Genomic DNA, 20,059 nt, shown 5'->3' on the forward strand with positions numbered 1-20,059 from the left:
TCCGGGTTTATTACTGCTCGGATGAGTTCCATTCACCGCCAGAAATGTTAAAATTGACCTCAGTCAATCGTTGTCGAGCCCATACTATGATCCCGGAAAAACGTAACATTCGTCGTGTTCAGGCTGGTGGCTGTACCATTCATTGTCAGGATTGCAGCATCAGCCAGCTCTGTATCCCCTTTACGTTAAACGAGCATGAACTGGATCAGCTGGATAACATCATCGAGCGCAAAAAGCCGATTCAGAAAGGCCAGACGTTGTTCAAGGCAGGTGATGAACTGAAATCGCTGTACGCCATTCGCTCCGGTACCATCAAGAGCTATACCATTACCGAACAGGGTGATGAGCAGATTACCGGTTTCAACCTTGCCGGCGATCTGGTCGGGTTCGATGCTATCGTCAGCGGTCACCACCCCAGTTTTGCCCAGGCGCTGGAAACGGCGATGGTGTGCGAAATTCCGTTTGAAACTCTGGACGATCTCTCCGGTAAAATGCCCGCGCTGCGGCAGCAGATGATGCGCCTGATGAGTGGCGAGATTAAAGGCGATCAGGATATGATCCTGCTGCTGTCGAAAAAGAATGCCGAAGAGCGCCTTGCGGCCTTTATCTGGAATCTGGCGCGTCGCTTTGGTCAGCGTGGCTTTTCCCAGCGTGAATTCCGCCTCACCATGACGCGCGGCGATATCGGCAACTACCTCGGTCTGACAGTAGAAACCATCAGCCGTCTGCTGGGGCGTTTCCAGAAAAGCGGCATGCTGGCGGTGAAAGGAAAATATATCATGATTGAAGACCATGCCCAGCTGGCGGAGCTGGCCGGACAGAGCCACCAGGCAGCCTGAGGCGCAGCCGGGGAAATAAATCTTATTTTATTGATCCGGCTAGGGCTTTTTCCCTTCTTCCTGACGATGACTTAGGCTATCTTTAAACCAGACTCGCTTTGGTTTAAGGAGAATGTTTCATGTCCCGGTATCAAAATATACTGGTCGCTATCGATGCGCAGCAGGATGACCAGCCCGCGCTGCGCCGAGCGGTCTATCTCAACCAGCGCATTGGCGGAAAAATCAAAGCTTTCCTGCCTATCTATGACTTCTCCTACGAGATGACCACCCTGCTTTCGCCTGATGAACGCGTTACCATGCGCAAAGGCGTGATTAGCCAGCGTACCGAGTGGATCCGCGAGCAGGCGCAGGCTTATCTTGAAGCGGGCGTTGATATTGAGATCAAGGTTATCTGGCATAACCGTCCCTATGAAGCGATTATTCAGGAAGTGATGCAGCATAATCACGATCTGGTGTTAAAAATGGCGCATCAGCACGATCGCCTGGAGGCGGTGATTTTTACTCCTACCGACTGGCATCTGCTGCGTAAATGCCCCTGCCCGGTGTGGATGGTGAAAGATCAGCCCTGGCCTGAAGGCGGCAAAGCAGTAGTCGCCGTAAACCTGGCCAGTGAAGAACCCCATCACGACGCACTTAATCAGAAACTGATCCGCGAAACCACCCTGCTGGCAGAGATGGTGAACCACACGGAAGTGCATCTGGTAGGTGCCTATCCCGTTACCCCCATCAATATCGCCATTGAACTGCCCGATTTCGATCCCAGCGTTTACAACGATGCCATTCGTGGCCAGCATCTGGTCGCCATGAAGGCGCTGCGGCAGAAGTTTGGCATCGGCGAAGAGTTTACTCATGTGGCGAAAGGCCTGCCTGAGGAAGTGATCCCGGATCTGGCCGTGCAGCTTGACGCTGGCGTGGTGGTTCTGGGAACCATCGGCCGTACCGGCATCTCGGCCGCGTTTCTCGGCAATACCGCCGAACAAGTGATTGATCATCTTCGTTGTGATCTGCTGGCGATTAAGCCGGACGATTTCAAATCGCCGATTACGCAGGATGATGATGAAGAGGATGAGGAGGACTGACGGTCACCTCAGCAGACAGAAAAAGGGGCGAATGGTTCGCCCCTTTTTCATTACAGCGCTTTCAGAATCGCTTCCACGCTGGCTTTGGCATCACCAAACAGCATCTGCGTATTCTCTTTAAAGAACAGCGGATTCTGCACACCCGCGTAACCGGTGTTCATGGAGCGTTTAAACACAATAACATTCTGCGCTTTCCACACTTCCAGCACCGGCATTCCGGCAATCGGACTGCGTGGATCTTCCTGCGCCGCCGGGTTAACCGTATCGTTGGCCCCGATCACCAGCACCGTGTCGGTATCGCTGAAATCGTCATTGATCTCATCCATCTCCAGTACCACATCGTAAGGCACCTTCGCTTCTGCCAGCAGCACGTTCATATGACCCGGCAGGCGTCCGGCCACCGGATGAATGCCAAAGCGCACCTTGACGCCGCGTGCGCGCAGCTTTTCAGTGATCTCGGCCACCGGATACTGGGCCTGCGCCACCGCCATGCCGTAGCCCGGGGTAATAATCACCGATGAGGCGTTTTTCAGCATCTCTGCCGTCTCTTCCGCCGAAATCTCCCGGTATTCCCCGGCCTCGTCGCTGCTGCCATCGCTACTGCTGTCTGAACCAAAGCCACCGGCGATCACGCTGACAAAGGAGCGGTTCATCGCCTTACACATAATGTAAGAGAGAATCGCACCAGAGGAGCCCACCAGCGCACCGGTTACGATCAGCAGATCGTTGCTGAGCATAAAACCCGCCGCCGCTGCGGCCCAGCCGGAATAGGAGTTGAGCATTGACACCACCACGGGCATATCCGCCCCGCCGATGGAGGCCACCAGATGCCAGCCAAACGCCAGCGCGATGACGGTCATCAGCAACAGCGCAAACACCTGTATGCCGCTACTGTCAGTACGCACAAACCACAGCAACAACAGGAAGGAAACCACCAGCGCCAGCAGGTTGAGCTTATGGCGATGCGGCAGCATCAGCGGTTTTGAGGCGATCTTACCGCGCAGCTTGCCAAACGCCACCAGTGAACCGGTGAAGGTCACAGCACCAATAAAGATACCGATAAACACCTCGCTTAAATGGATGTTTTCCAGCACCGCCGACAGGCCCGGCGCATGGTCGATATAGCTGTTGAACCCCACCAGCACCGCTGCAAGACCCACAAAGCTGTGCAGAATCGCCACCAGTTCCGGCATTTCGGTCATTTCGACTCGTTGCGCCAGTCGGATACCGATGGTGCCGCCGATGATCATCGCCAGCAGGATCCAGACCACATGGTCCGAATCGGGACCAAAGATGGTCGCCAGCAGAGCCAGCGCCATGCCACTGATGCCAAAAATATTGCCTCGCTTTGCAGTCTCATGTTTTGCCAGACCGGCCAGGCTGAAAATAAACAGAATTGCGGCAACAATGTATGCTGCAGTCACTAATCCGCCAGACATAAGTTACCCCTTAATGCTTACGAAACATTTTCAGCATGCGCTGCGTAACGGTGAAACCACCGAAGATATTGATGCTGGCAATCAGTACCGCAACAAAGGCGAGAAACGTCACCCAGCCGCCGTGTCCCATCTGCAGCACCGCCCCGACAACAATAATGCCGGAGATAGCATTGGTGACTGACATCAGTGGCGTATGCAGGGCGTGGCTGACATTCCACACCACGTAATACCCCACCACACAAGCAAGGGCGAAAACGGTAAAGTGGGACAGAAACTCTGGCGGCGCTACGTTAGCCAGGCAGGCGAACAGCACAATCGCCAGCGCCAGCAGCAGATATTTGCGCCAGCCGGGAGCGGGCTGCTTCTCCTCTTTTTTCTGCTGCACCTGCGCAGGCTGTGACGCTTCAGGAGCCGCCGAAACCTGAATGGGCGGCGCGGGCCAGGTTATCTCACCCTCACGCACCACGGTGACGCCGCGGATCACCACGTCGTCAAAATCGATAGCGATTTCGCCGTTCTTCTCTTTACACAGCAGTTTCAGCAGATTCACCAGGTTAGTGCCGTAGAGCTGAGAAGATTGCGTCGGTAAACGGCCCGGCAAATCGGTGTAGCCAATGATTTTTACCCCGTTTGCGGTCAGGGTGATCTGATCCGCCACCGTCAGTTCACAGTTACCTCCAGTCTGTGCCGCCAGGTCGACAATTACGCTGCCCGGCTTCATGGCCGCCACCATCTCTGCGGTAATCAGTCGGGGCGCGGGACGGCCCGGGATCAGCGCGGTGGTGACGATAATATCGACCTCTCTGGCCTGAGCGGCAAACAGCGCCATCTCTGCGCGGATAAAAGCATCCGACATCTCTTTTGCGTAGCCGTCGCCGCTGCCCGCCTCTTCCTTAATATCCAGCTCAAGGAATTCGGCGCCCATGCTCTGCACCTGCTCTTTCACTTCCGGGCGGGTATCAAAGGCGCGGACAATCGCGCCCAGACTGCCTGCCGCGCCGATGGCCGCCAGGCCCGCCACGCCGGCACCGATCACCATCACTTTGGCTGGCGGGACTTTCCCCGCCGCGGTAATCTGGCCGGTAAAGAAGCGACCAAACTCATGAGCCGCTTCTACGATGGCGCGATAGCCCGCAATATTGGCCATGGAGCTCAGCGCATCCAGCGACTGCGCGCGGGAGATGCGCGGGACCGCATCCATCGCCATCGCGTTAACGCCGCGCGCCGCCAGTTTTTCCAGCAGCGCAGGATGTTGTGCTGGCCAGATAAAGCTGATCAGGGTTGCACCGGCACGCAGCAGCGCCACCTCCTCCTCGTCAGGCGCATTGACCTTCAGCACAATATCGGCCTGCCAGACCTGCTCTCTGTCCGCCAGCGTCGCGCCTGCTGCCAGGTAACTCTCATTGTCAAAGCTGGCGAGTTTGCCCGCGTCGTGCTCCAGCGTCACACTGAATCCCAGCTTAATCAGCTGTTCCACCGTTTTCGGCGTGGCCGCCACGCGAGACTCATTGTACAACCGCTCTTTGGGTATCCCGATAATCATACTTTTCCCTTTCGTCGGTGAATGATGATGGGCTGTAGCCGTATTCCCTGCCGCAGACGAAAACAGGTCGCCCTGGATAAAGGGAACACAGATGTTTCAAAGTGTTTATAAGCTACTGAAAATGTATTTAGCGATCTACAGCAATAACCCACACTTATGACATTCACACAAATATCCACAGCGAAATGCAAAATACTCTGGTTTGCTGCTGGCATTGCCTGCCAGCAAGAAATAATCTTCCGCGAAACATGGCGTCAAGGCGCAGCAAATACCACAAAAAACATTTAATTAACAATCAGTTACCAGTAATACCACTAAAGGTTAACATTCTGAGTGGTAAACTGATGCGGAAAAGGTCATGGTGATTTCCCGGCAGCAGCGATTTATTCAGGGTGGCGACGGGTGATTAGCATTACAGAAATTGCCTGAGACAGCGTCATTATTACATGCAATAATCAGCGGCTAATCTGTTATACATCAAGAGTCCAGCACGTTTTCGTACTCATTTTTGCGTAAGGCGAAGGATCATTTTTATGAAGCTGAAGAACACTATTCTGGCGTCTACTCTGTTATCCCTGCTGGCGGCAAACGCTTTTGCTGCCGAGGAGTTAGCGCCAGAAAAAGCGGCCGCGTTGAAGCCATTCGAACGTATTAATATCACCGGCCGTTTTAATAATATCGGCGATGCAGCAAAAGCCGTTTCTCTACGTGCGGATGAGCTGGGTGCTGAGGCTTTCTATATTCAGGGTATCAATGACACTAATGGCAACAGCGGCAACTGGCGCGTAACGGCCGATCTCTATCATGCGGATGCACCGAAAGCGCAGGAAACAAAACAATACCGCACCTTTAACGGGGTAAAAGAGTTACCGAAAGCGGAAGCCTATCGTCTTGAGCCTTTCGACACCGTGTCGGTAAGCGGCTTTTTTGCCAGCCAGCCTGACGTCAACAGCGCGATTGCCAAAGCGGCGAAAGAAAAAGGCGCGGCCTCTTTCTTTATCGTGCGTCAGGTGGATGCCAACAACGGTGGCAATCAGTATGTAACAGCTTATATCTATAAAGCGGATGCCAAAGAGCGTCAGGTGCAGACCCCGAACGCGATTCCTGCCGATTCTGAAGCAGGTAAAGCCGCCCTGGCCGCAGGCGGCGCTGCCGCGAAGCAGGTTGAAATCCCGGGCGTGGCTTCCTCTGAACGGCCAAGCAGTAACGTGGGTCGTTTCTTTGAAACGCAATCCTCTACCGGTCAGCGCTATACGGTAAGACTACCGAACGGTCAATCGATCCAGGAAGTGAACACCATCACTGCTGCGCAGATGCAGCCGTTTGATACCGTCACCTTTACCGGTCACTTTGGTACGCCAACAGAAATTTCTGAAGCGGTAGCGAAGCGCGCCGCGGATAAAGGCGCGAAGTATTATCACATTACGCGTCAGTGGCAGAACCAGAGCGGCGGTAACCTGACCGTAACGGCTGACCTGTTCAAATAAGTTGCCAGAGGGCAGCCTGCGCTGCCCTTTCTTCTGCATAATTCCTGCCCTTTCCTGCATAGTCACGCATTGCGTTCCTTGCCATCACTCCGTAGAATCTGCCGCCTGCTTTTCAGGGGATTCCGTTTCGTTTAAGGCGTAAAAGCACGCTAAAATTCGATGTGAATAAGATTAACCAGCAACTTATGCTGTTCGGGGATGGCGTTTTGGAGAAAAAATTAGGCCTCAGTGCCCTTACTGCGCTGGTGCTCAGCTCAATGCTGGGTGCAGGCGTGTTCAGTTTGCCGCAAAACATGGCGGCCGTCGCCGGTCCGGCAGCGCTGCTTATCGGCTGGCTAATCACCGGCACCGGCATTCTGTTTCTGTCGCTGGCGATGCTGCTGTTAACACGCTTAAAACCGGAACTGGATGGCGGCATCTTCACCTATGCGCGCGCCGGGTTCGGCGAGCTGATGGGCTTCTGCTCAGCCTGGGGCTACTGGCTCTGCGCGGTGATTGCCAATGTCTCGTACCTGGTGATTGTTTTTTCTGCCCTGAGCTTTTTTACCGATACTCCCGAACGCGTGATATTCGGTGATGGCAATACCTGGCAGGCGATGCTGGGCGCCTCCATCCTGCTGTGGCTGGTGCACTGGCTGGTGCTGCGCGGCGTACAAACCGCCGCCAGCATCAATCTGCTGGCGACACTGGGCAAACTGGTTCCGCTGCTGCTGTTTATCGTGCTGGCGGTGGCCGCGTTTAATTTCGATCGCTTTCGCCTTGATTTCAGCGGCGTGACGCTGGGCCAGCCGCTCTGGGAGCAGGTCAAACAGACCATGCTGATCACCCTGTGGGTGTTTATCGGGGTGGAAGGCGCGGTCGTGGTGTCAGCACGTGCGCGTCAGAAAAAAGACGTCGGACGCGCCACCCTGCTGGCGGTGCTCTCTGCCCTGCTGGTCTATTTGCTGGTGACGCTGCTGTCGTTGGGTGTGGTGCCGCGCGCCGAGCTGGCGGAGATGCGTAATCCCTCTATGGCAAGCCTGATGACCCATCTGATGGGCAACTGGGGCGACGCGGTGATTGTGGCGGGCCTGATTATCTCGGTGTGCGGCGCTTATCTCAGCTGGACCATTATGGCAGCGGAAGTGCCGTTTCTGGCTGCGCAGCAGGGCGCTTTTCCCCGCAGCATTGCACGTCAGAATCAGCGTAACGCGCCGTCCGCCTCGCTCTGGCTGACCAATGGCAGCGTACAGATCTGTCTGATCCTGATCGCCGTCACCCATGCGGATTACAACACGCTGCTGACCATCGCCTCAGAGATGATTCTGGTGCCCTATTTGCTGGTCGGTCTTTATCTGATGAAAGTGGTGCGCGGTCAGAACAAACCACTGGCGATGCTCACCGGGCTGCTGGCCAGCCTGTATGGTCTCTGGCTGCTCTACGCCTCGGGCCCGCTGCATCTGCTGCTGTCGGTAGTACTCTACGCGCCGGGTATTCTGCTGTTTCTCTATGCGCGTCGTGGCGGCCGTGGCGATATGGCCCTGACGCATCTGGAGCGGGTGGCAATTGTGTTACTGATGGCAGGATCGCTGCCAGCCCTCTGGCAGCTGACGGCTTAATGAGACACGCCGGGGATCAAAATACAGAGCAGGTCATCCCGCTGTGACAGGTTCAGCGGCTTGCGGTATTCATGATGAATCGCCTCAAGCTGCTGCGCCGAAAGCGGATACGGCAGCTGGATGGTAAAGCGACCAATCTGCTGCTGTTCTGCCAGGGTAATCAGGCGCGCAATATTAATCTCATCACTCACCTGGGTTGAAATGATTTGCAACGCTAATTCTTTCAACTGCTCATTGCTGGCCTGTACACTGTGAGCGGATTTACGTGTCACCATACCGAAAATAGGTAATACCCCGTAAATAGCGTCAACAAAGCTCCAGCGTTTTTTGCAAGATGCGGAAAGAAAATCACTGTAATTGAAGCAGATGCGGTCACTGTCTATGGCTGAAGCCAGCTCTTTATCAGACACCCTCATACTCCCCCTGTTTTTCAATAGGATTCCGAACCTTGCACCAATGCAGAGTGGTAATGATGGCACATTTTGCAGGGGAGATACCAGTAACCCAGGGATATTTAGTGCGGTAGCCCCGGGCGCTGTTACCGGATAAGCCAGGCTGCCGATCACGCTGAGCAGGCGCAGTGAATCATGAACAGAATCGTTTTTGTTGAGGATGAGCCGGAAGTGGGTGAACTGATCGCGGCTTATCTCGCCCGTCACGATATTACGGTGACCGTCGAAACCCGCGGCGATCGTGCCGAGGCGCTGATTGCCGAGGTAAACCCCGACCTGGTGATGCTGGATATTATGCTGCCGGGCAAAGATGGCATGACGCTCTGTCGTGACCTGCGCAGTCGCTGGTCCGGCCCGATTGTCCTGCTTACCTCGCTGGACAGCGATATGAACCATATACTGGCCCTGGAGCTGGGCGCCAGTGATTATATTCTGAAAACCACGCCGCCGGCCGTCTTGCTGGCGCGCCTGCGCCTGCATTTACGCCAGACGCAGCCATTTTTACGCGCCGATACCCCGCCCGCACCGCGCACGCAAAAAGTGTTGCGTTTTGGCGCTCTTACCATAGACAGTCTCAATCGCGAGGTGACGCTGTTTGCCGGGCAGATTGCCCTCTCCACAGCCGATTTTGATCTGCTGTGGGCGCTGGCCTCGCAGGCGGGCGAAATTCTCCACCGCGACGCCCTGCTGAAAGCCTTGCGCGGCGTCAGCTACGATGGTCTGGATCGCAGTATTGACGTCGCCATTTCGCGCCTGCGCAAAAAGCTGCACGACAGCGCCAGCGAGCCTTACCGCATCAAAACCATCCGCAACAAAGGTTATCTGTTTGCGCCTCAGGCCTGGGATACCCCGTCACCATGAAAAAGCTCTTTATTCAGTTTTATCTGTTGCTGTTTGTCTGCTTTCTGGTGATGACGCTGCTGGTCGGCCTGGTCTACAAATTTACCGCCGAGCGCGCCGGTCGTCAGTCGATGAATGATCTGATGGCCAGCTCGCTGTTTCTGATACGCAGCGAGCTACGGGAAATCCCGCCGCGCGACTGGAACAGGACCATCAGAAACCTGGATCTCGACCTCTCGTTCGATCTGCATATTGAGCCGCTCAGTAAATTCCACCTGGACGACCGCAATATGCGTCGCCTCAACGCCGGCGAAATTGTGGCGCTGGATGACCAGTACAGTTTTTTGCAACGCATTCCGCGCAGTCACTATGTGCTTTCAGTGGGACCGATCCCCTACCTGTTTTATCTCCATCAGATGCGGCTGCTGGATATCGCCCTGCTCGCGTTTATCGGCATGTCGCTGGCGCTGCCGGTGTTTATCTGGATGCGCCCGCACTGGCAGGAGATGCTGCGGCTGGAAAACGCGGCGCAGCGCTTTGGCCAGGGCGAACTGGATGTGCGGATCCATTTTGACAGCGCCTCCAGCCTGTTCCGCCCTGGCGTCGCCTTTAACCAGATGGCGGACAATATCAACAGGCTGGTGGCGAGCAAAAAGCAGCTGATCGATGGCATCGCCCATGAGCTGCGCACACCGCTGGTCAGGCTGCGCTACCGACTGGCGATGAGCGACAACCTGAGCCAGAGTGAATCCCAGGCGCTCAATCGCGATATTGGTCAGCTGGAGAGCCTGATTGAAGAGTTGCTGACCTATGCCCGGCTGGATCGTCCGCGCGTGGATCTCAATCTGCAGCTGCTCGATGTTGCCCGCTGGCTGCAGGAACGCATCGACGATGTGCGCGCCCTGCACCCGCAGCTCGCCATTACTCTGGATCTGCCGCAACGGGAAAACACCGGGATGGCCGATCGCCGCCTGCTGGAGCGGGTACTGGATAATCTGGTGAACAATGCGCTGCGCTATACGCGGCAGCGGCTGCGTATCAGCCTGTGGTTTGACGGCGATGACGGCATCTTGCAGATTGAAGATGACGGACCGGGGATCCCGCCGCAGGAGCGTGAGCGGGTGTTCGAGCCTTTTGTCCGCCTCGACCCGAGTCGCGATCGCGCCACCGGCGGCTGCGGTCTGGGCCTGGCGATTGTCCGCTCTGTCGCCCTGGCGTTGCGTGGTCAGGTGACTATCGGGAACAGTGCGCTGGGGGGTGCCAGCGTTCGCTTTTGCTGGCCAGTTCATTTACCCTTGCAGGAGATTCCGTCGCGTTAACATTACAAGGAGCCCGTTGTGACGTCAGCTTATCAACAACTTAGTGCCAGATTTTTGCGCCTTTCCCGTTTTGGTCATCTCGCTGCTATTGCCGGCTGGGATATGCAGACCATGATGCCTGGCGGCGGCAGCCGTGCCCGCGGCGAAGCCCTCGCCGAACTGAGCGTGCTGCGCCATGAAATACTGACCGACAAAAGCGTTGGCAGCCTGCTGGCGGCGGCGGAACAGGAGTCATTAAACGATGTGGAGCAGGCCAATCTGTATGAGATGCGCCGCGCCTGGCAGCAGGCGACCCTGCTGCCCGCCTCGCTGGTGGAGGCAAAATCGATTGCCGGCTCCCGCTGTGAGCATGCCTGGCGTCAGCAGCGCCCGGCCAATGACTGGCAGGGCTTTGCCACCAACCTGAAAGAAGTGGTGAGACTGAGTCGGGAAGAGGCGCAGCTGCGGGCGCAGGCCAACGGCGGCTCGCGCTACGACGCTCTGCTCGACCTCTACGAACCGGGCATGACCAGCGCCACGCTGGACAACCTGTTTGGCGAGCTGAAAAGCTGGCTGCCTGAACTGCTGCAAAAAGTGGTCGCCCGCCAGGCGCACCAGCCGGTAACGCAACCTGTGGGTCCCTTTGCCGTCGAGTCACAGCGTCAGCTGGGCCTGAGCCTGATGAAGCTGCTGGGCTTCGATTTCAACCATGGTCGTCTGGATGTCAGCGCCCACCCGTTCTGCGGCGGCGTGCCGGAAGATGTGCGCATCACGACCCGTTACAATCAGAATGAGTTTCTCAGCGCCATGATGGGCGTGATCCATGAAACCGGCCATGCGCGCTATGAGCAAAATCTGCCACAACAGTGGGCGGGACAGCCGGTGGCGCTGGCGCGCTCGGTGGCGGTGCATGAGTCGCAGAGCCTGTTTATGGAGATGCAACTGGGGCGCAGCCGTGAATTCCTTGAACATATTCTGCCGCAGGTGGTGACCTTTATGGGCGATCAGTCCGCCCTGCAGCGCGATAACTTTATTCGCCTGACGCAACAGGTGAAACCGGGCCTGATTCGCGTCGACGCCGATGAGCTCAGCTATCCGGCACATGTCATCCTGCGCTATGAAATCGAGCGTCTGCTGATCGAAGGCGAGATTGAAGTCGAGGATATCCCCGCGCTGTGGGATGAAAAGATGCAACAGAGCCTCGGACTGGATACGCGCGGCAACTACCGTGACGGCTGTATGCAGGATATTCACTGGACCGATGGCGCGTTTGGCTACTTCCCGACCTATACCCTCGGCGCCATGTACGCAGCCCAGCTGTTCCAGGCGATGAAGCGCGCCCTGCCAGATATCAGCACCCTGATCCGTCAGGGCGAACTGCAACCGCTGTTTGACTGGATGCAGCAAAATATCTGGCAGCACGGTAGTCGCTTCCCCACTGCGCAGCTGTTCCGCCACGCCACCGGCGAAGCGCTCAATCCGCACTGGTTCCGCCAGCATCTGGAACAGCGTTACCTCGCCGATTAACCTGTATGGCGACGCCGGGCGTCGCCATTTTTCCCATTTTGCTGCCAGCCCCGCCTCGCTTGTACAATCCGTTACACGCCGATACCAAACACCCACTGAAGCCGCCGTCCTTTTTCCCTAGAGTGCAGTGACCGGCCCCGTTGTGGGCCCGCTGATGAAAATGTTTGAGGAATCCGCAATGAAAAAATTACTCGCACTGGCGATTGCCGCTACTCTGAGCCTCTCTTCTGTCGCTTTCGCGGCGGATACCGCTGCAGCTCCCGCAAGCGCGGGCACCACCACCGCTGCACCGGCCAAAGCGCCCCATAAAATGTTGCATAAGCACAAAAAAGCTGCTGCACAGCAAGCGCAGGCGGCCAAAAAACATCATAAAAAAGTGATGCAAAAACCTGCTGCGCAGAAAGCGCAGGCGGCGAAAAAGCACGTTAAAAAAGGGAAAAAAGCGGCGGCCCAATAAGGCTATCCGCGTTTGACGCGGCCTGAAAGTACCAGCACACCCGGTTCTGCCGGGTGTGCGTTTACGGAAGGAGCGAAGAATGGTGCGTCGCTATCGCTTCGAAATTATCCTGCTGCTGCTGATCCTGTGCGGTATTATTGCGCTCTGCTTTTTTCTTTAGTTGCTGTAGCGTGCTGATTCCGCCAATAAAACTCCCTTTTTTACAGGGCACCCGCTATAGTTATTGCTCAAGCGTGACAACAATAATTTCCCTTATTCTCGCTATTGAGAGCCCTATGCGCCTGGCTATTCTGCTATTTGTTGGTTTATTCAGTTTTACTGTTGCTGTCCATGCCGATGATGATGAAGTACTCAATGCCGATGAGATCAAAACGCTGTTTTTTGGCAAAGATCAGCGCCAGGCGGTTGACGATATCAGCGCCATGCCCTGGGAGGCTATCGGCCAGCTGGAAACCGAAAGCGGCAACCTCTGCACCGCCACCTTAATTTCGCCGCATCTGGCGCTGACCGCCGGTCACTGCCTGCTTACTCCGCCCGGCGATTTTGATAAGCCGGTGGCGCTGCGTTTTATGGCAGGCGCGAAAGGCTGGCGTTACGAAATTCATGATGTTGACGCGCGTGTGGAGCCTTCCCTGGCGCACAAGCTGAAGGCCGATGGCGAAGGCTGGATCGTTCCCCCTGATGCAGCTCCTTTCGATTATGGCCTGGTGATTTTACACAACCCGCCTTCCGGGATTACGCCAGTCCCGCTGTTTGACGGCTCGCGCGGTGAGCTGACCGCCGCCCTGAAAGCCGCGGGACGCAAAGTGACCCAGGCGGGCTATCCGCAAGACCACCTTGCTGCGCTCTATTCACACAGTGACTGCCTGGTTACCGGCTGGGCGCAACGTGCCGTGCTCTCTCACCAGTGCGATACGCTACCCGGCGACAGCGGCTCCCCGCTGCTGCTGAAAAGCGCTGACGGCTGGCAGCTGGTGGCGGTACAGAGCTCGGCGCCAGCGGCGAAAGATCGCTATCTGGCGGATAACCGCGCCATCGCCGTTACCTCATTCCGCGATAAGCTGGAAGATCTGGCGTTATAAGAGCGGCACCAGACTGACGCCAGCCGTCTGACAGATTCCGGCCGTGACGGGACGACCCGCTCACACCTGAGGCCTTTTACGGGACGACCCGGACACGAAAAGGAGACGTTAATGGCATGGTTAATGCTGGTCGCCGCGGGCGTGCTTGAGATCGTATGGGCTTATGCAATGAAGCTTTCAGAGGGATTTTCGCGTCCGCTCTACACCGTCATCACCCTTGTCGGCATGATAGCCAGCTTTGCCCTGCTGGCGGCGGCGATGCGCTCGCTGCCGCTGGGAACAGCTTACACTATCTGGACCGGCATCGGTGCGGTCGGTTCGTTTCTTGCGGGGCTTTATTTTCTGGGAGAGCCTGCCACTCCGATGCGCCTTCTGGCGGCAGTTGTGATTGTCGCCGGCCTCATTATGATGAAGATGTCATCCTGATAACCTGAAGCTGACATCAGCGCCGCCTCGCCGACGTCGGGAAAGCCGCGTTGCTGCGGGCAGGTTTCACAACCTGATACAGCCTGAAAAATAACAGGTATAATCTTCCTCATTATTTAACAGATTCAGACAGCCAAATGACAAAACTTACCTTGCAAGAGCAGATGCTGAAAGCTGGATTAGTCACCAGCAAAAAAATGGCCAAAGTGCAGAAGACCGCTAAAAAATCGCGTGTGCAGGCGCGTGAAGCCCGCGAGGCGGTGGAAGAGAATAAAAAGGCGCAGCTTGAGCGTGATAAACAACTGAACGAACAAAAAAAGCAGGATGCTTTATCAAAAGAGTATAAAGCTCAGGTCAAACAACTGATTGAAATGAACAGAATCGTTATTGCCAAAGGCAATATCGATTTTAACTTCACCGATAACAATCTGATTAAAAAGGTTGTGGTGGATAAGGCGACGCAAGCGCAGCTGATCAATGGCCGTCTCGCCATTGCCCGTCTGGTTGTTAACAGCAAAGGCGAGAGTGAATATGCGATTATCCCGGCGAGCGTGGCCGATAAAATTGCGCAGCGGGACGCCAGCAGTATTGTCCTGAACAGCGTCCTGACGCAGGAAGCGCAGGATGAAGACGATCCTTATGCCGATTTTAAAGTGCCTGATGATTTGATGTGGTAATGCGCTTTACTGACGCTGATAGCGACAAAGGCCCTGCGGGGCTTTTTGTCCGCATGCCTGTAAAACGCGCCCGCCCTTTTCCATAATGCTATTGTGGCCTGGCGAAATAAGCCGTCACAGCGACCGAATTTAACCCCCGGGGATGACCGATGAACACTGAAATACCGCTGAAATTTTATGACATCCTGGATGAGTATGCGACGGAATCGGCAAAGCCGGTGAGCGAAACTGAACGCGAATCGCTGGCGCGCTATTTCCAGCTGCTGATCACCCGTTTAACCAATAATGAAGAAATCAGCGAAGAGGCGCAGCAAGAGATGGCGCGTGAAACCGGTATCGCCGAATTTCGCATTGATGAGATAGCTGATTTTCTGAATCAATGGGGCAATGAGTAGTTGCTGCGCAGGCCCGTTGCGAAAAGGCCAGTAAAAAAGCGGCTCTCTCCGGAGAGACAGCCGCTTTTTATGCGCCGCCTTGCTCTACTGGCAGGCGGCCTCCCGGCAGCACTGCCTTGCTCTCAGGCGGCGATCTGCTCCATCGCCTGCAGAATGCGCTTGTCGGAAACCGGATAAGGCGTGCCGAGCTGCTGGGCAAAATAGCTGATGCGTAACTCCTCCAGCATCCAGCGAATCTCCTGAACGTCCTCATCATCCTGGCGCTGCGGCGGCAGCTTGTTGCGCCAGCTCTGCCACGCCAGCTCCACCGCCTGCACTTTCAGCATGCGGGCGCGGTCGCTGTGCGGATCCACCGGCAGCTTCTCCAGTCGGCGCTCAATCCCCTGCAGGTAGCGCAGGGTATCCGGCAGCCGCTTCCAGCCGTTACGGGTTACAAAGCCGCGATACACCAGCCCGCTCATCTGCGCTTTGATGTCGGAGAGCGCCAGCGCCATGGTCATATCCACGCGCCCTTTCAGCCGCTTGTTGATGTTAAATACCGTGGTAAGGATCTGCTCAACCTGTTGCGCGATCTCCACCACGGTCTCGTTCAGTTCGGCGCGCACTTTCTCACGCAACTGTTCAAAAGCACTCTGCTGCCACGCCGGACCGCCCGCTTCCGCCATTAGCTTATCAATACCGCAGGCGATGCAGTCATCGATCAGCTCCATCACCTTGCCGTAGGGGTTGAAATAGAGCCCCAGCTTGGCTTTGTTGGGCAACTTCTCGTGCAGGTATTTCACCGGTGAAGGGATGTTCAGCAGCAGCAGGCGACGCTGGCCGCGCCACATCATTTTCTGCTGTTCATGTTCGCTGTCAAACAGCCGAATCGCCACGCTCTCTTTCTCATCCACCAGTGCCGGCCACGCCTTCACCTGATAGTTGCCGCGCTTCTGCTCGTAGCTTTGCGGCAGATCGCCAAAGCTCCAGATATGCAGGCCGCTCTGCTCGAGGCCCTCATCGGCGACTTGCGACAGCGTCTCCTGCACTTTGTCCTTCAGCTGCGCTTTCAGGGCCGTCAGGTCTTTGCCTTCCTGCAGCTTGCGGTTGTGCTCATCCACCACGCGAAAGGTCATTTTCAGATGATCGGGCACCTGTTCCCACTGCCAGGCATCACGCTCAATGGTCACGCCGGTCATGCGGCGAAACTCGCGCTCCATCGCATCCAGCAGCGGCATCTCCAGCGCAGTAACGCGACCGAGAAAGGCTTCGGCATAGTTGGGCGCAGGCACCAGATGACGACGCAGCGGTTTGGGCAGCGACTTGATCAGAGCGATAATCAGCTCGCGCCGCACCCCCGGGATCTGCCACTCAAAACCCTGATCTTCCACCTGGTTTAGCAGCGGCAGCGGAATATAAACGGTCACGCCATCGGCGTCGGCCCCCGGCTCAAACTGATAGCTGAGGCGTAGCTTCAGGTTGCCCTGATGCCAGAAGTTGGGATAGTCGAGCTGGCTGACCTTCTCCGCACCCTCTTTAATCAGCATCTGCTTGTCAAAGTTGAGCAGATCCGGGTTTTCCCGACTCGCCTGTTTCCACCAGCTGTCAAAATGACGGGCAGAAACCACCTCATGTCCGAGACGCTGGTCATAGAAGGCGAACAGCGTCTCGTCATCCACCAGAATATCGCGGCGACGCGATTTATGTTCCAGATCCTCAACTTCACTGCGCAGTTTCTGGTTGTTACGGAAAAAGGCGTGACGCGTCTGCCAGTCTCCCTCCACCAGCGCGTGACGGATAAACAGCTCACGGCTCAGGGCTGGATCAATGCGGCTGTAATTCACTTTACGCGCCTGCACAATCGGCAGACCGTACAGCGTGACTTTTTCCATCGCCATTACCGCGCCCTGAGATTTCTCCCAGTGCGGCTCGCTGTAGCTGCGCTTCAGCAGATGTTGCGCCAGCGGCTCGATCCACTCGGGATCGATGCGCGCCGCGATGCGTCCCCAAAGGCGGCTGGTTTCCACCAGCTCCGCTACCATCGTCCACTTTGGCGGCTTTTTGAACAGGCCTGAGCCGGGAAAAATGGCGAAACGGGTGTTACGCGCGCCGGTGAACTCCTGCTTTTCCGCATCTTTCTGGCCGATATGGGAGAGCAGACCGGTAAGCAGTGCACAGTGAATTTCACGGAACCCGGCCGGTTCGCTGTTCACCGGGATGCCCAGTTCACGCACCACCTGGCGCAGCTGAGTATAGATATCCTGCCATTCGCGCACGCGCAGGTAGTTCAGATAGTCGCTCTTACACTGGCGGCGGAACTGGTTGCCGGACAGCGCCTTCTGCTGCTCGCGCAGATAATTCCACAGATTCACAAAGGCGAGGAAATCAGATTCTTTATCGGCGAAGCGGCGATGTTTTTCGTCAGACGCCTGCTGGCGGTCAGCCGGACGCTCACGCGGATCCTGAATCGAGAGCGCGGCGGTGATGATCATCACTTCGCGCACACAACCAAACTTCTGCGCTTCCAGCACCATGCGCGCCAGACGCGGATCCACCGGTAGCTGCGCCAGCTGGCGTCCCGCAGCGGTGAGTTTGTAGTGCCCATCTTCATTAAGAGTGATAGCGCCCAGCTCCTCCAGCAGCCGCACCCCATCCTGAATGTTGCGTTTGTCCGGCGCCTCGACAAAAGGAAAAGCGGCGATATCGCCCAGCCCCAGCGCAGTCATCTGCAGGATCACCGAAGCCAGGTTGGTGCGTAAAATCTCCGGATCGGTAAACGCCGGACGGCTGAGGAAATCCTCTTCCGAGTAGAGACGGATACAGATACCTTCCGAGACGCGTCCGCAGCGCCCTTTACGCTGGTTCGCCGAGGCCTGCGAAATCGGCTCTATCGGCAGACGCTGCACTTTGGTGCGATAGCTGTAGCGACTGATGCGCGCCGTACCGGGATCGATCACATATTTGATCCCCGGCACCGTCAGCGAAGTTTCCGCCACGTTGGTGGCGAGCACAATCCGCCGCCCGCTGTGTGACTGGAATACCCGGTTCTGCTCCGCGTTAGAGAGGCGGGCAAACAGCGGCAGGATCTCGGTATGCGGCAGATCGCGCTTCATCAGCGCATCGGCGGTATCACGAATTTCCCGCTCGCCACTCATAAAGATCAGAATGTCGCCGCGGCTCTCCTGGCTCAGCTCATCAACCGCATCGAAAATCGCCTGCAGCTGGTCGCGTTCGCTGTCTTCCGCCTCTTCCACGACGGGACGGTAGCGCACCTCCACCGGCCAGGTGCGGCCGGAAACTTCAATCACCGGCGCATTATGGAAATGGCGCGAGAAGCGCTGCGGATCGATTGTCGCCGAGGTGATAATCACTTTGAGATCGGGGCGACGCGGCAGCAGCTCGCGCAGGTAACCCAGCAGGAAGTCAATGTTCAGGCTGCGTTCATGCGCCTCATCGATAATGATGGTGTCATACTGCAACAGCAGCCGATCCTGCTGGATTTCGGCCAGCAGAATACCGTCGGTCATCAGCTTCACCTGCGTGGTGTCACTGACCTGATCGTTAAAGCGCACTTTATAACCGATGCAGCCGCCGGGGGAGGTTTCCAGCTCGTCAGCAATGCGGTTCGCCACGGTGCGTGCCGCGAGCCGGCGTGGCTGCGTATGGCCGATCAGACCTTTTACGCCGCGGCCCAGCGCGAGACAAATTTTCGGCAGCTGGGTCGTTTTACCCGAGCCGGTTTCCCCGGCGACAATCACCACCTGGTTATCACGAATAGCGTCGGCAATATCCTGCTGTTTCTGACTGACGGGCAGATTGTCCGGGAAGGTAATACGCGGGGTCGCGGCAGCACGCTGCGCCACCCGCTGCTCCGCCCGGGCAATATCCTGCGCCAGCTCATCGGCAATCGCCTGCTGCGCCGTGGGATTTTTGACTTTGCCCGCCCCCTGCAGGCGACGTTGCAACCGCTGACGGTCACGTAACATCAGATTATCCAGCCGGGGCCAGAGCGCGGCGATGGGAGTTGTAACCTGTGATGACATAGTAATGATGTACCTTTTCTGCCAGGCTGAGAGCCGCAACGCGGTTCGCCCGGTCGGCCAGTTTAACTGGCTGATGCAGCGTTAATTGGGCGCATCATAGCACAGTTTGCCTGCGCCCGATGTTGCGGCCCGCTATGCTTGTTCAATAAATTCGAACATTGCTCTCGAAATATTGCGCTTTTCGCGAGCCTGTAATGACCTTAAAGTGTAACCCATTGAGCGGGAAGCCTTCCGCGTTACCGACAGGAAATAAGTATGAGCAAAGTATTAGTTCTCAAATCGAGCATCCTTGCAGGCTACTCCCAGTCCAGCCAGCTGGCCGACTTCTATATTGAGCAGGCGCGCAGCAAAGGTGATGACGTGACGGTACGCGATCTGGCGGCCGATCCGGTTCCGGTGCTGGATGGTGAACTGGTTGGCGCGCTGCGCCCGTCCGACACGCCGCTGTCGCCGCGTCAGCAGGAAGCGCTGACGCTTTCTGATACCCTGATCGCTGAGCTGCAAGCCCATGATGTGATTGTTATGGCGGCACCCATGTATAATTTCAATATTCCGACTCAGCTGAAAAACTATTTCGACCTGATTGCCCGTGCGGGCGTTACCTTCCGCTACACCGAAGCGGGTCCGGAAGGTCTGGTGAAAGGCAAACGCGTGGTGGTGATCACCAGCCGTGGCGGCATCCATAAAGATACCCCGGCGGACCTGCTGACCCCTTACCTGAAGCTGTTCCTCGGCTTCCTGGGTCTGAGCGAGGTGGAATTTGTCTTTGCTGAAGGTATCGCTTATGGGCCGGAAGCGGCCAGCAAAGCGGCCAGTGATGCCCGTGAAGCGATTAAACAGATTGTGGCTGCCTGATCCACAACACTATTGACGCTGGTTTTGCCGGGCCAGATGCCCG

Annotated in this window: 17 protein-coding genes and 1 pseudogene; 14 read left to right on the top strand and 4 right to left on the bottom strand. The window is 56.5% G+C overall.

Annotated features, from left to right (window positions below):
* Nucleotides 1-86: 86 nt before the first annotated feature.
* Both fnr and uspE read left to right on the top strand, forming a co-directional pair.
* Nucleotides 87-839 (top strand): fumarate/nitrate reduction transcriptional regulator Fnr, encoded by a 753-nt coding sequence (fnr, locus tag E0E17_RS16345; protein ID WP_130835051.1) that lies wholly within the window; start codon nt 87-89, stop codon nt 837-839.
* 119 nt (nt 840-958) lie between these two features.
* A complete protein-coding gene (uspE, locus tag E0E17_RS16350; protein WP_130835052.1) occupies nt 959-1,918 on the top strand; it encodes a universal stress protein UspE in 960 nt (319 codons plus the stop codon).
* Between the two features lie 50 nt (nt 1,919-1,968).
* Here the strand turns inward: uspE and pntB are convergent, their stop codons facing one another.
* Nucleotides 1,969-3,357, bottom strand: a complete 1,389-nt coding sequence (gene pntB / locus E0E17_RS16355) for a Re/Si-specific NAD(P)(+) transhydrogenase subunit beta (protein ID WP_130835053.1) — start codon at nt 3,355-3,357, stop codon at nt 1,969-1,971.
* A gap of 10 nt (nt 3,358-3,367) precedes the next feature.
* Nucleotides 3,368-4,900, bottom strand: coding sequence for a Re/Si-specific NAD(P)(+) transhydrogenase subunit alpha (gene pntA, locus E0E17_RS16360; protein ID WP_130835054.1), 1,533 nt, complete (start codon nt 4,898-4,900; stop codon nt 3,368-3,370).
* Between the two features lie 533 nt (nt 4,901-5,433).
* Here pntA and ydgH point away from each other — a divergent pair.
* A complete protein-coding gene (gene ydgH, locus E0E17_RS16365; protein WP_130835055.1) occupies nt 5,434-6,387 on the top strand; it encodes a DUF1471 family protein YdgH in 954 nt (317 codons plus the stop codon).
* Between the two features lie 206 nt (nt 6,388-6,593).
* Nucleotides 6,594-7,985 carry a basic amino acid/polyamine antiporter gene (locus E0E17_RS16370; protein ID WP_130835056.1) on the top strand — a complete coding sequence of 464 codons (1,392 nt, stop codon included), beginning with the start codon at nt 6,594-6,596 and terminating at the stop codon, nt 7,983-7,985.
* Here E0E17_RS16370 and E0E17_RS16375 read toward each other — a convergent pair.
* Entirely contained in the window at nt 7,982-8,395 is a 414-nt protein-coding gene (locus E0E17_RS16375; protein WP_130835057.1) for a hypothetical protein, read from the bottom strand. The two genes, E0E17_RS16370 and E0E17_RS16375, sit on opposite strands and share 4 nt — an antisense overlap.
* 177 nt (nt 8,396-8,572) lie before the next feature.
* Between E0E17_RS16375 and rstA the strand changes: the two genes are divergently transcribed.
* From rstA to E0E17_RS16415, 9 genes and pseudogenes are all read left to right on the top strand, one after another.
* Nucleotides 8,573-9,298 (top strand): two-component system response regulator RstA, encoded by a 726-nt coding sequence (gene rstA, locus E0E17_RS16380; RefSeq protein WP_130835058.1) that lies wholly within the window; start codon nt 8,573-8,575, stop codon nt 9,296-9,298.
* Nucleotides 9,295-10,596 (top strand): two-component system sensor histidine kinase RstB, encoded by a 1,302-nt coding sequence (gene rstB, locus E0E17_RS16385; RefSeq protein ID WP_130835059.1) that lies wholly within the window; start codon nt 9,295-9,297, stop codon nt 10,594-10,596. The genes rstA and rstB overlap by 4 nt, the downstream gene beginning before the upstream one ends.
* Nucleotides 10,597-10,614: 18 nt before the next feature.
* The gene (locus tag E0E17_RS16390; RefSeq protein ID WP_130835060.1) at nt 10,615-12,102 is read left to right on the top strand and encodes a carboxypeptidase M32; all 1,488 of its coding nucleotides are present in this window, start codon (nt 10,615-10,617) and stop codon (nt 12,100-12,102) included.
* 178 nt (nt 12,103-12,280) lie between these two features.
* Nucleotides 12,281-12,550: pseudogene (gene asr / locus E0E17_RS16395) on the top strand (acid resistance repetitive basic protein Asr); the annotation flags it as partial.
* Between the two features lie 88 nt (nt 12,551-12,638).
* Nucleotides 12,639-12,719 carry a small membrane protein YdgU gene (ydgU, locus tag E0E17_RS20685; protein WP_500812375.1) on the top strand — a complete coding sequence of 27 codons (81 nt, stop codon included), beginning with the start codon at nt 12,639-12,641 and terminating at the stop codon, nt 12,717-12,719.
* A gap of 115 nt (nt 12,720-12,834) precedes the next feature.
* Nucleotides 12,835-13,641 carry a trypsin-like serine peptidase gene (locus E0E17_RS16400; protein ID WP_130835062.1) on the top strand — a complete coding sequence of 269 codons (807 nt, stop codon included), beginning with the start codon at nt 12,835-12,837 and terminating at the stop codon, nt 13,639-13,641.
* A gap of 111 nt (nt 13,642-13,752) precedes the next feature.
* Nucleotides 13,753-14,067: a DMT family transporter gene (locus E0E17_RS16405; protein ID WP_130835063.1), complete on the top strand. Its 315-nt coding sequence runs from the start codon at nt 13,753-13,755 to the stop codon at nt 14,065-14,067.
* Between the two features lie 137 nt (nt 14,068-14,204).
* Nucleotides 14,205-14,744, top strand: coding sequence for a DUF2058 domain-containing protein (locus E0E17_RS16410; RefSeq protein ID WP_130835064.1), 540 nt, complete (start codon nt 14,205-14,207; stop codon nt 14,742-14,744).
* A gap of 149 nt (nt 14,745-14,893) precedes the next feature.
* Nucleotides 14,894-15,139, top strand: a complete 246-nt coding sequence (locus tag E0E17_RS16415) for a DUF2543 family protein (RefSeq protein WP_130835065.1) — start codon at nt 14,894-14,896, stop codon at nt 15,137-15,139.
* A gap of 122 nt (nt 15,140-15,261) precedes the next feature.
* Here E0E17_RS16415 and hrpA read toward each other — a convergent pair whose 3' ends face one another.
* Complete coding sequence (gene hrpA, locus E0E17_RS16420) at nt 15,262-19,161, bottom strand: ATP-dependent RNA helicase HrpA (RefSeq protein ID WP_130835066.1); 3,900 nt, start codon at nt 19,159-19,161, stop codon at nt 15,262-15,264.
* A 255-nt stretch (nt 19,162-19,416) separates the two neighbouring features.
* Here hrpA and E0E17_RS16425 point away from each other — a divergent pair, with 255 nt between their 5' ends.
* A complete protein-coding gene (locus tag E0E17_RS16425) occupies nt 19,417-20,016 on the top strand; it encodes an FMN-dependent NADH-azoreductase (RefSeq protein ID WP_130835067.1) in 600 nt (199 codons plus the stop codon).
* Nucleotides 20,017-20,059 lie beyond the last annotated feature (43 nt).

This window comes from [Erwinia] mediterraneensis, assembly GCF_900604315.1.
GTDB classification, from domain to species: domain Bacteria; phylum Pseudomonadota; class Gammaproteobacteria; order Enterobacterales; family Enterobacteriaceae; genus Pantoea; species Pantoea mediterraneensis_A.

Bases quoted from the DNA above. Each gene is read 5' to 3' on its own strand.
- uspE (WP_130835052.1), top strand. From the start codon at position 959: ATGTCCCGGTATCAAAATATACTGGTCGCTATCGATGCGCAGCAGGAT.
- E0E17_RS16400 (WP_130835062.1), top strand. From the start codon at position 12,835: ATGCGCCTGGCTATTCTGCTATTTGTTGGTTTATTCAGTTTTACTGTT.
- rstB (WP_130835059.1), top strand. From the start codon at position 9,295: ATGAAAAAGCTCTTTATTCAGTTTTATCTGTTGCTGTTTGTCTGCTTT.
- E0E17_RS16405 (WP_130835063.1), top strand. From the start codon at position 13,753: ATGGCATGGTTAATGCTGGTCGCCGCGGGCGTGCTTGAGATCGTATGG.
- hrpA (WP_130835066.1), bottom strand. From the start codon at position 19,161: ATGTCATCACAGGTTACAACTCCCATCGCCGCGCTCTGGCCCCGGCTG.
- pntB (WP_130835053.1), bottom strand. From the start codon at position 3,357: ATGTCTGGCGGATTAGTGACTGCAGCATACATTGTTGCCGCAATTCTG.
- fnr (WP_130835051.1), top strand. From the start codon at position 87: ATGATCCCGGAAAAACGTAACATTCGTCGTGTTCAGGCTGGTGGCTGT.
- ydgH (WP_130835055.1), top strand. From the start codon at position 5,434: ATGAAGCTGAAGAACACTATTCTGGCGTCTACTCTGTTATCCCTGCTG.
- E0E17_RS16410 (WP_130835064.1), top strand. From the start codon at position 14,205: ATGACAAAACTTACCTTGCAAGAGCAGATGCTGAAAGCTGGATTAGTC.
- pntA (WP_130835054.1), bottom strand. From the start codon at position 4,900: ATGATTATCGGGATACCCAAAGAGCGGTTGTACAATGAGTCTCGCGTG.
- E0E17_RS16425 (WP_130835067.1), top strand. From the start codon at position 19,417: ATGAGCAAAGTATTAGTTCTCAAATCGAGCATCCTTGCAGGCTACTCC.
- rstA (WP_130835058.1), top strand. From the start codon at position 8,573: ATGAACAGAATCGTTTTTGTTGAGGATGAGCCGGAAGTGGGTGAACTG.
- ydgU (WP_500812375.1), top strand. From the start codon at position 12,639: ATGGTGCGTCGCTATCGCTTCGAAATTATCCTGCTGCTGCTGATCCTG.
- E0E17_RS16415 (WP_130835065.1), top strand. From the start codon at position 14,894: ATGAACACTGAAATACCGCTGAAATTTTATGACATCCTGGATGAGTAT.